This window comes from Proteocatella sp. QWL-06 (genome assembly GCF_058684135.1).
In genome coordinates, this window is record NZ_CM178755.1 from 1779736 (window position 1) to 1793323 (window position 13588).

Annotated in this window: 12 protein-coding genes; 1 reads left to right on the forward strand and 11 read right to left on the reverse strand. The window is 42.9% G+C overall.

Annotated features, from left to right (window positions below; translation table 11 throughout):
* Positions 1 to 2 precede the first annotated feature (2 nt).
* The 8 genes from AC4PGZ_RS08455 to AC4PGZ_RS08490 all read right to left on the reverse strand — a co-directional run bounded on the left by AC4PGZ_RS08455 (position 3) and on the right by AC4PGZ_RS08490 (position 9597).
* Complete coding sequence (locus AC4PGZ_RS08455; RefSeq protein ID WP_492158203.1) at positions 3 to 1328, reverse strand: glycine/sarcosine/betaine reductase component B subunit; 1326 nt, start codon at positions 1326 to 1328, stop codon at positions 3 to 5.
* Positions 1329 to 1344: 16 nt separating this feature from the next.
* A complete protein-coding gene (locus AC4PGZ_RS08460) occupies positions 1345 to 2934 on the reverse strand; it encodes a glycine betaine uptake BCCT transporter (RefSeq protein ID WP_492158204.1) in 1590 nt (529 codons plus the stop codon).
* Between the two features lie 294 nt (positions 2935 to 3228).
* The gene (locus tag AC4PGZ_RS08465; RefSeq protein WP_492158205.1) at positions 3229 to 4248 is read right to left on the reverse strand and encodes an electron transfer flavoprotein subunit alpha/FixB family protein; all 1020 of its coding nucleotides are present in this window, start codon (positions 4246 to 4248) and stop codon (positions 3229 to 3231) included.
* A gap of 61 nt (positions 4249 to 4309) precedes the next feature.
* Positions 4310 to 5092 (reverse strand): electron transfer flavoprotein subunit beta, encoded by a 783-nt coding sequence (locus AC4PGZ_RS08470; RefSeq protein WP_492158206.1) that lies wholly within the window; start codon positions 5090 to 5092, stop codon positions 4310 to 4312.
* Positions 5093 to 5108: 16 nt separating this feature from the next.
* Positions 5109 to 6248 (reverse strand): acyl-CoA dehydrogenase, encoded by a 1140-nt coding sequence (locus tag AC4PGZ_RS08475; RefSeq protein WP_492158207.1) that lies wholly within the window; start codon positions 6246 to 6248, stop codon positions 5109 to 5111.
* A 119-nt stretch (positions 6249 to 6367) separates the two neighbouring features.
* Entirely contained in the window at positions 6368 to 7543 is a 1176-nt protein-coding gene (locus AC4PGZ_RS08480; protein ID WP_492158208.1) for an acetyl-CoA C-acetyltransferase, read from the reverse strand.
* Positions 7544 to 7866: 323 nt separating this feature from the next.
* Positions 7867 to 8706: a 3-hydroxybutyryl-CoA dehydrogenase gene (locus tag AC4PGZ_RS08485; RefSeq protein WP_492158209.1), complete on the reverse strand. Its 840-nt coding sequence runs from the start codon at positions 8704 to 8706 to the stop codon at positions 7867 to 7869.
* A 114-nt stretch (positions 8707 to 8820) separates the two neighbouring features.
* Positions 8821 to 9597 (reverse strand): enoyl-CoA hydratase-related protein, encoded by a 777-nt coding sequence (locus AC4PGZ_RS08490; RefSeq protein ID WP_492158210.1) that lies wholly within the window; start codon positions 9595 to 9597, stop codon positions 8821 to 8823.
* Positions 9598 to 9802: 205 nt separating this feature from the next.
* Between AC4PGZ_RS08490 and AC4PGZ_RS08495 the strand changes: the two genes are divergently transcribed.
* Positions 9803 to 10240: an RrF2 family transcriptional regulator gene (locus tag AC4PGZ_RS08495; protein ID WP_492158211.1), complete on the forward strand. Its 438-nt coding sequence runs from the start codon at positions 9803 to 9805 to the stop codon at positions 10238 to 10240.
* A 98-nt stretch (positions 10241 to 10338) separates the two neighbouring features.
* Here AC4PGZ_RS08495 and cysK read toward each other — a convergent pair whose 3' ends face one another.
* The 3 genes from cysK to AC4PGZ_RS08510 all read right to left on the reverse strand — a co-directional run bounded on the left by cysK (position 10339) and on the right by AC4PGZ_RS08510 (position 13551).
* Positions 10339 to 11265 (reverse strand): cysteine synthase A, encoded by a 927-nt coding sequence (cysK, locus tag AC4PGZ_RS08500; RefSeq protein ID WP_492158212.1) that lies wholly within the window; start codon positions 11263 to 11265, stop codon positions 10339 to 10341.
* A gap of 127 nt (positions 11266 to 11392) precedes the next feature.
* Entirely contained in the window at positions 11393 to 12424 is a 1032-nt protein-coding gene (locus tag AC4PGZ_RS08505; protein ID WP_492160260.1) for a YeiH family protein, read from the reverse strand.
* A 206-nt stretch (positions 12425 to 12630) separates the two neighbouring features.
* Positions 12631 to 13551, reverse strand: coding sequence for a ketopantoate reductase family protein (locus AC4PGZ_RS08510; RefSeq protein ID WP_492158213.1), 921 nt, complete (start codon positions 13549 to 13551; stop codon positions 12631 to 12633).
* Positions 13552 to 13588: the final 37 nt, after the last annotated feature.

Consider the following 13588-nt stretch of genomic DNA (forward strand, 5'->3'; position numbering starts at 1 on the left):
CCTTAAAATTCCCTCATTGTCTTGGTCGACCATCCTGCTATCTGATCTCCGCAGAACATGGCATTGTTTTCCATGATCACTGAACCATCTTCTCTTACTGAAGATCCCAGGATCTCGTCATATGACCATCCGCCTGAAAGTCCGTCTCTTGCAAGTGATTCAAGCTCTCCTATCACAGCTGCCGCTGGAGGAAGTTCTATCAGCTGAGACACGTTTCCTGTGGATACAAGAGCGTCAGCTTTCTGATCGAGGGTAACAAGAGGCTGTGATGCTCCGTCTCTTCCTGTGCACTCGTTGCTTATGCCCACTACCTTAACTCCGACATCCTCAAGCGCCACTATGCATCTTATATAGTCTGCATCAGGGTTTCCGTATCCCTCTTCTGTAACTATCGCTCCGTCTGCTCCGAGGGATTTAGCTATCTGTGCCACGAACGTTGCCGCTCTTTCCTTCTGCTCAAGAGATACGTTGAGGTTTGACATTATCACTCCCAGGAAGTTTATGCTCTTTCCATGCTCGCTGTAGAGCTCTTTTATAGTCGGGAAGTTCTGAAGGTCATATGTTGACCACTTTGATGATGCCGGCATGAAGCTTCCCGATATTATGGCTCCGTCAAGCACCTCTGAAGGGCTCATGAAGCTTGGGATATATCTGTTCATGTCCCATCCGTAAAGCATGGAGTTGTATCCAAGCTCTTCCATCTGTGACTGCGGCTGCATTACGAGCACTACCGAAGGAAGCTTTGATATCTCTTCGCTTCTCTTTGTAACGGGATCCAGCTCATATACTTCTGTCTCTTCCGGCTCAAGGTCCCTTACTGCCTGACCTATATATTCTGCAAGCTTGTGTGCTGCCCATCTGAGCGCCTTGTTCTTCTTCTGCTGCTCATATCTTTCAAATTCCTCGTCGGTGTCTGCCACCATGCATATGTTTATGAGTTTTGAGTAGTATGTGTATTTCGCTCCTGAACCCATGTCTATCATTCCATCTCCAAAGCTTCCCCAGTGCTTTCCTACCGCGAGCACGCTGCAGCCTTTTAGTGCATGTACTTTTCCTTCTCCTGCCGATGTGACCTCACCTGTTATTCCAGGGAACAGCGTTCTTCCATCCGGCCTGATCCTTGGCTCTACGGCCTCTTTGACTGGCACTATCCTCACATCATCTCCCGGTCTTGCGATAACGAGATCCACATCTGTTATATGGCTCTCTTCTTCTTTTATGAAGGCAAGCGCAGCTTCCTTGTCAATGCTCAGGATTCCATCTCTATATGATGTCTCTTCCCCAAATCTGACATCTTTTACATAAAAATTACCGATCTCAAGTCTCATATTGTCTCCTTTCAATTTAAACCTGCTCTGACGCCATTCCAGTGACAAGTTCAGGCACATATTCTGAATCTTCTTCCACCACATCAACTTTTGAATATTGCGGTTCCAGTTCCTTTACATCTTCTCTGAGTCCCTTTACCAGAGACACCATCCCGAAAATCATTACAAATGCGAACGGGAATGCCGCGGCTATTGATATGGTCTGCAGCATCTGAAGTCCATTGCTGCTACCCAGCATCAGTGAAAGCGCAAGCGATGACTGTATTACTCCCCATATGAATTTTTTCTTTGTATCCGGGTTAAGATCTCCCTGTGATGTGAACATTCCGAGTACGAACGTTGCTGAGTCGGCAGATGTTACAAAGAATGTACAGAGAAGCACTATTGCTACCATAGATATCAGAGATCCCATAGGATATTCTCTCATCACTACGAAAAATGCTGTCGATGTCGACTGTATCGCCTCAGCTGCTACTCCGCTTCCAAGATTAAGACCCATTCCACCGAATACTGCGAACCAGATGAATGATGCCAGTGTCGGAGCAAGGAGTACGCCAGTTATAAATTCTTTTATTGTTCTTCCTTTTGAAATCCTTGCGATAAATGTTCCTGTAAATGGAGCCCAGGCAATCCACCATGCCCAGTAGAATATAGTCCACCCTCCATACCAGCTCGTATCACCGAATGCGCCTAGCTGGAATGAATTCTGGGCAAGGTCTCTGAAATATACTCCTATCCCCTCAACGAAAAGATTCAGAATGTATACAGAAGGGCCTATTATAAAAGCACCTATAACAAGCAGTGCCGCTATTCCCACGTTGAGATTTGACAGGAATTTTATTCCCTTGTCGAGTCCCGTTATGGCTGATATCATAAATGCTATTGTCACAAAAACTACTATAAGAATCTGTACCGTGCTCGTCTCTGGTATCCCAAACAGGAAGTTGAGTCCACTGTTTATCTGATATGTTCCAAGCCCCAGTGATGTCGCAACCCCTGCCACTGTAGCAAATACTGCGAGTATGTCTATAAGCTTTCCTGCCCATCCGCTAACTACATCTTCACCAAGAAGCGGAATGAAAACGCTGCTTATGAGGCCCGGCTTGTTCTTTCTGAACTGCATGTATGCAAGCGCTAAAGCCAGAACGCTGTAGTTTGCCCATGGGTGAAGACCCCAGTGAAGGAACGATTTGGATACTGCAAACTCCTTTGCAGCCTCTGTTCCTGCTTCTACCACAAGCGGTGCCATGAAATGGTTGAGCGGCTCTGCTGCTCCCCAGAACACGAGTCCTATTCCCATACCTGCAGAGAACAGCATTGCAAACCACGAGATATTGCTGTACTCCGGCTTTGAATCGTCCGGTCCAAGCCTTATGTCCTTATACTTCGAAAAAAAGCCTATCCAGATAGCAAAAATTACAAATGATGACATGGACAAAGTGTAGAACCATCCAAATTCATTTACAAGGAAACTAAATACGCCATTACCCACTTTTTCAAAATTCGAAGGGGCTAACAGACCCCATAAAACTATCAGCAGTGTAACTGCCAATGATATGTAATATACTGAGTTGTCTTTCTTTACATTCAACTTACTCTTTTCCATGAATACTTTCTCCTTCATTTTAATAAAATAAAATAAGTATTTCGATAAAGCAGAATGAAACTTGCTATCCTCCTTTCTTTAAATTCTAATCATGATTACTAAATAATTCAACTCGTGTATTTCTGATAATATAATATCAAACTTTGAGCCCTACGTCAACTGTTATTATTAATGATTTCGATAATTCTGATAAAATTTTTACATATTGCTTTTTGACGCAAAAAAAATACGAACCGCTGTTCTGCAGTCCGCATTTTAAAGGAATTATTTATGGTTATTTCGATAATCGCTGAATTATTTTTCGTTTGATTCTTTCTTAACTTTCTTTATAAGATCACTCACAAGTGGAAGTATCTTTGCTACATCTCCTACAAGTCCAAGATCCGCTACTTCAAATATTGCCGCATCAGGGTTCTTGTTTACAGCTATTATAAGCTCAGACTCTTCCATTCCAGCAACGTGCTGTATAGCACCCGAAATACCGCAAGCCATATATACTTCTGGTCTTACAGTCTTTCCTGTCTGTCCTACCTGTCTGTCTTTATCAAGCCATCCAGCATCTATTACGGCTCTTGATCCTGATACAAGTCCGCCTATAGTGTCTGCAAGGTCATACAGAGGTCCAAGGTTGTCTTTTCCACCAACTCCTCTACCTGCAGATATAAGCATTCCAGCTTCTTCTATGTTTGCTTTTGCCTTAGTTTCCTTAACATATTCAAGGATTTCCACGTTCATGTCAGCAGCTTCAAGCTTTGCATCAAATATTACTGTCTCGCCTGTTCTGCTGTGATCTGCAGTCATTTTCTGCATAACGCCCGGTCTTACTGTAGACATCTGTGGTCTGAAGTCAGGGCAGGCAATCGTAGCCATTATGTTACCACCAAATGCAGGTCTTGTCATAAGAAGGTTGTTAGTCTCATCTTCTATGTCAAGGCTTGTACAGTCAGCTGTAAGTCCTGTGTGTACTCTTGCAGATACTCTTGGCGCAAGGTCTCTTCCTATTGATGTAGCTCCAAAAAGAACTATCTCAGGCTTTTCCTGCTTTAATATTCCTACAAGTGCCTTTGTGTATGGCTCTGTTGCAAAAAGCTCAAGCATCTTGTCATCTGCTATTACTACTCTGTCAGCTCCATGAACTATAAGGTCCTGAGCCATATCTTTTACATCATGTCCTAAAAGTGCTGCAGTTACTCCTACTCCAAGTGTATCTGCTAATGTTCTTCCTTTTCCAAGTAGCTCCATAGATACTTTCTGAACTTCTTTGTTTCTCTGCTCTATGAATACTAATACTCCTTTATATTCTGAAAGGTTCACCTGTATACCTCCTGCTTTCTCCAAAAAATTATATTTATACGCCTGTTTGATATGTTAATAACTAGATAAGATATTTTTCCTGAAGCTTGTCAACTATAATCTGAGCTGCTTCCTGTGGAGTGACATCAAATACTTTACCTGCTGTCTTAGCTCCTTTTGTGAACGACTTCTTAACTTTTGTAGGAGATCCCTTAAGTCCAAGATTGTCAGGATCAACTTCGATGTCGTTTACTGACCAGATCTCTACCTTGTCTCCCTCAAATGCTTCAAAGATTCCCTGAACGTTCATGTATCTTGAATCGTTAAGCTCTTTAAGCGCAGTTATAAGGCATGGAGTCTGAACCTTTATCATCTGGTATCCATCTTCGAACGCTCTTTTTACAACGATTGACTTGTCATATGCTTCTATCTCTTCAACGTATGTTACTGAAGGAAGGTTAAGGTGCTCAGCTATCTGTGGTCCAACCTGCGCTGTATCTCCATCTATCGCCTGTCTTCCCGCTATTATAAGGTCATAGTCCATCTTCTTTAGTGCTCCTGCAAGCGCTGATGATGTAGCCCATGTATCTGCTCCTGCAAACGCTCTGTCTGTAAGAAGGATTGCTCTGTCTGCTCCCATTGCCAGTGCTTCTCTCAGTGCAAGGTCAGCCTGAGGAGGTCCCATTGTAAGCACTGTTACGTGTGAACCGTTTTTGTCTTTTATTCTAAGGGCAGCTTCAAGTCCTGCCTTGTCATCTGGGTTTATTATTGATGGAACTCCGTCTCTTATAAGTGTTCCAGTCTTTGGATCAAGCTTTACCTCTGTAGTATCAGGTACCTGTTTTATACAAACTACTATATTCATTTTATTCCTCCCGTGATTATTTCAATAAGTTTGCTGCGATTACCATTCTTTGAACTTCTGAAGTTCCTTCGTAGATCTCTGTTATCTTCGCGTCTCTCATCATTCTCTCGATTGGGTACTCTCTTGTGTATCCGTATCCACCGAATAACTGAAGACACTTTGTTGTAACTTCCATAGCTGTTTCAGAAGCTATAAGCTTTGCTGTTGCAGCCTCAACGCTATATGAAAGACCTCTGTCCTTACAGTCCGCCGCTTTATAAACAAGCAGTCTGGCCGCTTCAACTTTTGCAGCAAGGCTTGCAAGCTGGAACTGTGTATTCTGGAACTGAGATATCGATTTTCCAAATTGTTTTCTTTCTTTTACATAAGCAACTGTCTCATCTATCGCTCCCTGAGCTATTCCAAGAGCCTGAGCTGCTATACCTATTCTTCCTCCGTCAAGAGTCTTCATAGCTACCTTGAATCCCTGTCCTTCTTTTCCAAGAAGATTTTCTTTTGGTACTCTTACGTTCTCGAATACAAGCTCGCATGTAGCTGATCCTCTGATTCCGAGTTTTTTCTCTTTTGGTCCGAATGTAAATCCTGGCATGTCCTTCTCAACGATGAATGCTGAAATGCCTTTTGTTCCCTTTGATTTGTCAGTCATTGCCATAACTATATATGTATCTGCGTACATAGCATTTGTTATGAATATCTTTGTTCCGTTAAGGATGTAATGATCTCCATCTAATACTGCTGTTGTCTGCTGTCCTGACGCGTCTGTTCCTGCGTTTGGCTCAGTAAGTCCGAATGCGCCCATCTTTGATCCGTTTGCAAGCGGCACAAGATACTTCTGCTTCTGCTCTTCTGTTCCAAAGTCAACAAGCGGTCCTCCGCCGAGTGAAGTATGAGCTGATACTATAACACCTGTAGTAGCGCACACTCTTGAAAGCTCCTCAACTGCCATAGCATATGCAACATAGTTAGCTCCTGCTCCGCCATACTGCTTTGCAAATGGTATTCCCATTATTCCGGCCTTAACCATCTTCTCTACTGTTTCTACAGGAAATCTTTCTTCCTCATCAACTTCTGCCGCTAAAGGTTTAACTTCATTTAATGAAAATTCTCTTAGCATCTGTCTAAGTAGTAATTGCTCCTTAGTTAAAGTAAAATTCATTTTATTTCCTCCCGTTAATTAATAATTAAACAATATATATTACAAAATAAACTCCTTATCCTATCTAGAGCATGATAAGGAGTTCATTATTGTTATCCTGGTTATTTGCTTTTCAGATATTATCTTTTTACTATAAGAGCAGTTCCCATTCCGCCACCTATGCAAAGTGTCGCAAGGCCTGTCTTTTTGTCTGATCTCTTCATTTCATAAAGAAGAGTTGTAAGGATTCTTGCTCCTGAAGCTCCGACTGGGTGTCCAAGCGCTATCGCTCCACCGTTTACATTCACTTTTTCCATATCGAACTCTAGTCCCTTTGCAACTGAAAGAGCCTGAGCTGCGAATGCTTCGTTTGCTTCCACAAGTTCTATGTCATTCATTGTCATGCCTGCTTTTGCAAGGGCTTTCTTAACAGTCGGAACTGGTCCGTATCCCATTATTGAAGGCTCTACTCCGCATGTAGCATATGATACTATCGTAGCCATAGGCTCAAGTCCAAGCTCGTCTGCTTTTTCCTTTGACATAACTATCAGCATAGCTGCGCCGTCGTTTATTCCTGAAGCGTTACCAGCTGTCACTGTACCGTCTTTCTTGAAAGCCGGCTTAAGCTTTGCAAGTTTTTCCATAGTCATTCCAGGCTTTATGAATTCATCCTTGTCTATTACTACGTCGCCTTTTCTTGTAGATATAACTACTGGCACTATCTCTTCGTCGAATTTTCCTTCGTTCTGTGCTTTTTCTGCTTTTAACTGGCTGTTAAGTGCAAGCTCGTCCTGCATTTCTCTTGTAAGCTCATATTTCTCAGCAAGATTTTCTGCTGTAATTCCCATGTGGTATCCTGCGAAGGCATCAGTAAGGCCATCGTTAACCATAACGTCAACCATGTTCACATTGCCCATTCTAGCTCCCCATCTTGCAGAGTTTGTTACATATGGTGCATTGCTCATGCTCTCAGTTCCACCGGCAAGTATTATGTCTGCGTCTCCAAGTGCTATTAGCTGAGCTGCAGTAGAAACCGCTCTGAGCCCTGATCCACATACTATGTTTATGCTCATTGCAGGCTTTTCTACAGGTATTCCAGCATCTACGCTTATCTGTCTTGCCACGTTCTGTCCAAGACCTGCTGAAAGAACATTACCAATAACTGACTCATCTATCATGTCCGGAGTTATTCCAGCTCTCTTTATAGCTTCCTTTGCCGCTGTAACACCAAGATCTCTTGCGCTTACAGGTGTAAGTCCTCCACCAAAATTACCTATCGCAGTTCTCGCTGCGCTTACTATTACAACTTCTCTCATCGTGTGCTCCTTCCAAAATCAGGTGTAAGAGTATTACTCATCACAATCCCGAACCAGAATTCATTCAATTCAGCAGAGCATGCAGCCAGTTCAGATCACTTAAGATCTTAGCTTCTGCATGGCCCCGCTGACTTCTGATTTCATATCTGACGAATGCTACCGTTAACCTTAACTATAAATAATGCATGAGTATCCTTAACGAAAATTGCCTGTTAGGTATACTATAGTATATTTAGTTTAAGTATGTCAAGGGTTTTCTTCGTTACTAATATGTCGAACATTACACATAACCAACGAGATGAATATTCATTTAATACGTTATTTTAGTAGTTATAGAATCCAGCTTTTGTCTTTCTTCCAAGAAGATTCGCTCTTACCATTTTTCTTAGAAGCGGGTGTGGTCTGTATTTTGAGTCTGCGAATTCGCTGTAAAGCACTTCCATTATTGCAAGGCATACATCCAGTCCTATAAGGTCTGCAAGCGCAAGTGGTCCCATTGGATGGTTGGCGCCAAGCTTCATTGCCTCATCTATGTCCTCTTTTTTTGCAACTCCGTCAGCAAGTATTCCAACGGCTTCGTTTATCATAGGTATAAGTATTCTGTTTACTACGAATCCTGGAGCCTCTTCTATTTCAACAGGCACTTTTCCTACTGCTTTTGAAAGCTCGAATACCTTGTTGAAAATATCCTGATCCGTCATCTGTCCTTTTATAACCTCAACGAGCTTCATTGCAGGAACCGGATTGAAGAAGTGCATTCCTATTACTCTTTCAGGTCTTGTTGTTGTTGAAGCCACTTCTGTTATAGAAAGCGAAGAAGTGTTTGTTGCCATTATCGCATCTTCCTTTGCTATCTTCTCTATCTCAGCAAAAGTATTCTTCTTGGTTTCCATGTCTTCAGCTATCGCTTCTATGAATATATCAGCATCGCTGCAATCTGCATATTCTGTAGCAGCTGTTATATTTGAAAGTATCTCTTCTTTTTTTGCTTCTTCCATCTTTCCCTTTTCAACCTGCTTTGAAAGAGATTTTGTAATAGACGCAATTGCCTTGTTAAGTGAAGCTTCTGATCTTCCCTTGAATATTACTGAATATCCTGCCTGAGCAAACGTCTGAGCGATTCCTCCGCCCATTGTTCCTGTTCCAACTACACAAATTTTCATATCTTCGCCTCCAAATAAGTACTTTGATCAAGTGCTACCGTTAACGTTTCCTAAAACCATTATTACACACTTGATAAATAAATGTCAACACCTTTTACAGTTTTATTTTTTTATTTATTTTTTAGTGAATACCGGCTTTCTTTTTTCAAGAAAAGCTGCCATTCCTTCCTTCTGGTCCTGCGTCGCAAAACACAGTCCGAAAAGGCTGGCTTCTATCTCTATTGCAGTGTCCATATCAGCCTGCTGACCTCTTTCAATTGCCTCCTTGCTGAATGCCACTGCCAGCTGAGCGTTTGAAGCAATCTTCTTTGCCATCTCAAGTGCAGTCTCCATAAGCTTTTCAGGTTCAGTAACCTGATTTACGAGACCTATTTCCTTTGCTTCATTCGCATTGATTATGTTTCCTGTGAATATAAGCTCTTTTGCCTTTCCGGCGCCAACTAATCTTGTCATTCTCTGAGTTCCGGAGAATCCAGGAGTTATGCCAAGCCCTACCTCAGGCTGTCCGAATTTTGCTTTTTCTGATGCTATCCTGATATCACACGCCATAGCCAGCTCACATCCTCCGCCAAGTGCGAATCCGTTTACCGCAGCTATTACCGCTTTTGGCATTTCTTCAAGCTTCCTGAAGACGTCTGCTCCAAACTTTCCGAATTCCTTGCCCTGTACTGCATTGAGTACACTCATCTGCGCAATGTCTGCGCCTGCTACGAATGCCTTTCCTTCTCCGGTTATGATGACAGCGTTCACGTTATCGTCGGATGCGGCTTCATCAAATACCTCTCCAAGCTGGCTCAGCAGCTCACTGTTAAGCGAATTGAGCGCTTCCGGCCTGTTGATCTTTACAATGAGTACATTTTCAACATACTCTTTCAAAACATATCTTTCCATACTTGCTCTCCTTTCATTTTATAAATTGATTATAGCACTTAACATGCATGAAGTTAAGCAATATTTTATCAATCTTTTATGCTACCTGTTTTTTTGTTAAGGTACACTCTTATATTATCACTGATTTGCCTTATATTCAACCAGGATACGATATTATTGATTGTACTTCAAAGCTGTGATATAATTCATTCAAAGAGGTGGTACTATGAAAATTTCAACTAAAGGCAGATACGTTCTGCGTATGCTTCTGGATCTTGCCGAGCACAGAGGCGAGGGCTATATAGCACTCAAGGACATAGCAAAAAGACAGGGAATATCCAAGAAATATCTTGAGCAGATCATCCCTCTTCTTAACAATACAGACATTCTTGTTGCAAGCAGAGGCTACCAGGGCGGCTATATGCTGGCAAAGAGCCCGGATATGTATACAGTAGGCGACATACTGAGAATTACTGAAGGCAGCATTGCTCCTGTGTCCTGCCTTGAAGGAGGCAGCTCCGTCTGCGACAGGGAGGATCAGTGCATGACGCTTTATGTTTGGGAAGGTCTTGAGAAGGTTATAGCTGAATATCTGGACAGCATAACTCTTCAGGACATACTGGACAGGCACAGGAAGGATTATACCTTCGACTTTATTATTTGATGCCCGGCTCATCATTAAAAGAAAATTAATAAATGCATACTTACCATAAGGTCCCCGTAAGGAGAACATTAAGGTAAGTATGCATTTTTTCGTTTATCCTACGCAAACAGAGGAGTGGACAGATACCTCTCGCCGTTGTCAGGCAGAAGCACCACTATAGTCTTTCCTTCGTTTTCTTTTCTTTTCCCAACAATCTCAGCAGCTTTGAGAACCGCTCCGGAGGATATCCCTGACAGTATTCCTTCTTTCGTTGCGATAGCTCTTGCCATCTCAAAGGCATCCTCGTTCTCAATGGTAATTATCTCATCATATATGCCGGTATCCAGAGTTTCCGGCACGAAGCCAGCGCCTATACCCTGAATCTTGTGGGGTCCCGGCTTGCCTCCTGAAAGTATCGGAGAAGCCGCTGGCTCTACCGCTATTACCTTAATATCCGGGTTCATGCTTTTGAGGTATTTTCCGGTGCCGCTGATAGTTCCGCCAGTACCTATTCCGGAAATGAATATGTCCACCTCACCGTCTGTATCGTTCCATATTTCAGGTCCGGTAGTCTCAAAGTGTATCTTCGGATTTGCCGGATTCTGGAACTGGCTCGGAATAAAGGCATTGTCCATAGTCGCTGCAAGCTCAGAGGCCTTTTCGATCGCACCCTTCATTCCTTTTGCGCCCTCCGTGAGCACTACCTCTGCACCATAAGCCTTAAGAAGGTTTCTTCTTTCCACGCTCATGGTTTCAGGCATCGTCAGTATTACTCTGTATCCTCGCGCAGCACCTGCTGAAGCTAGTCCTATACCCGTGTTTCCACTTGTCGGCTCTATTATGACTGTGCCTTTTTTAAGAAGGCCTTTTTCTTCTGCGTCCTTTATCATGGCATTTGCTATCCTGTCCTTTACGCTTCCCGCCGGGTTGAAATATTCAAGCTTCGCAAGAAGCGTCGCATTTATGCCAAATTCTTCTGTCAGGTTTGAAAGCTCTACTATCGGTGTTTTTCCTACAAGATCATTTATTCTCTTATACTTTTTCATATTTGACTCCTTTTCCAAAAAAGGTCATTACCTACAAAACCTACTTACTTAATATGTATTAATATTAATTCATTTTTTCAGTTTTGTCAATACGGTATTTCCTTTTTATATTCCATTTTTGTGATAGTTACCATATACCCATTATTTTCTGCATTATAAGGCTTACAGCAGCAATTCCGCTCCAGCATGCAAATCCCATCACAAGCGGCTTGCCTCCGGTCCTGATGAGCCTCACTATATCGGTATTCATTCCAATGGCAGCCATAGCAAGAATTATGAAGAATTTGCTCACTTCCTTTATCGGTGAGAATGCGGACGCCGGCACTCCGAAAGCGACTGCTATCGTGGTGATGACAGATGCTCCAAGAAAATAAAGGATGAAGAAAGGGAATACCTTGCTTAAGGAAAAACCGCCGACATCGTCCCTGGCCTCTTTTCTTGAGCGCATGAATGCAAGCGCCATCGTGACAGGTATTATGGCAAGCGTTCTCGTCAGCTTGACTGTCACGGCCTTGTCCAGAGTCTGCGAGCCAAGCGAATACATGCTGTCCCAGGTGGACGCAGCTGCTGTTACGCTTGACGTGTCATTAACGGCCGTACCTGCAAATATTCCAAATGCCTCACCCGATGTCTGTGAGAATCCGATAAGAGCTCCGAGATTCGGAAATATTATCGCAGCAATAACGTTGAAAAAGAATATTACTGAAATCGCCTGAGCGATTTCTTCATCGTCTGCATCTATTACAGGCGCTGCCGCTGCAATGGCAGATCCTCCGCATATCGATGACCCTACTCCTACAAGCGTGGATATCTTTGGAGGAATCTTCAGCACCTTCTGGAGCATGTATGCCGTCAAAAGAGATGCGGTTATGGTCATCAGTATTATCGGCAGGGACTGTATTCCGGTTTCAAGTATCACATTAAGGTTAAGCCCAAACCCAAGGAGTATTACCGCATACTGCAGTATTTTTTTTGATGTGAATTTTAGTCCCGCTTCATACCTGGATCTGTCCTTTATAAGCATAGCAAGCAGCATGCCTGATATTATTGCAATTACCGGCCCACCCGCGACCGGATACAGTGATCCCAGAATCCAGGAGGGAACCGCGATCAGAGTGCATATAAGTATCCCTGCCATATTTTTTCTGATTGCTTTGATGTTATTCATTTGGTCCTCGTTTCATATTGATTGCTTCATTTCCTGTATATAAAACAGCTTAACGCATTTTTCAGCTATTGTAAAATATTTTTTTATGAAAAATACCCGGAAGCACAAAAAAGCCCCTGCCTTATGCATTTAAGCTTCAGTAAGGGCTGGCCATTCCGGTTTCATAGCCTCAGATCCATCAATATCATCACTTGATATTAATAGCTGCTCTCTATTTCCTTTATCCTTCTGTAGAGCATCTCGTTGACAGGAGATTTTATGCCATGCTCTGCAGACATCCTGATTACGGTTCCTGAAAAAAGCTCTACTTCCGATCTGCGTTTTTCTATCCCGTCCTGCCTCATCGAAGGCATCTTGTCGGGATGAAGAGTGTCTACGAGATCAACATATTCCTGCAGCTCCTTTTCAGTAACTCCTGCTCCCTCAAATTCAGAAAGCTTTATTACTTCTCTCATAGCCTCTATCATCATTTCTCTTGCTTCTCCAGGCTGCTGTATGGTCCTGTATGTGCCCTCATTTACCATTACTACCTGGTTTACGCCTACGTTTAGCATGAACTTGCTCCACATCCTGTGGATTATGTTCTCGTCTCTTGTATACGGAAGCTGCGTCTGCTCAAAGAAGCTGCAGAGAGCCTCAAGCCTTTCGAGCTTCTCTTTCTCTGCCTCAGGAGTTCCAACAATAAGCTCTCCCATCTTCGAATACGTGAGCTCATCTCCAAGCTTTACCGCATCCATCCCCTGCGCCACGCAGTGAATTATCCTTGCGCTTCCATATTCTGAAGCGATTATCTTCTCACTGGATATCCCGTTTAATACAGATATTATGACAGTATCTTCTCCTATTACGTTTTTTGCCGTTTTCAAGGCTTCTTCAAGCTTTGTAGATTTGACTGCGAATATGACAAGATCTGCCGGATTTCCTTCGTTTTTTTCCGAAATATAGCCGAAATCGCAGGCACGTCCATTGCACACAGGCTGGCTGCTCATGTATCTCTCAATCCTGTCCTCGCCCGCTACGAACGATACTGCCTGCTTTCCAAGTTTTTCTGTAAAATGAGCTCCATAGAGTATGCCAAGAGCGCCTCTTCCTACGATTGCCACTTTTTCAATTTTCATTGTTATAACCTCGCTGCTTTCTTCTGATAAAATATTT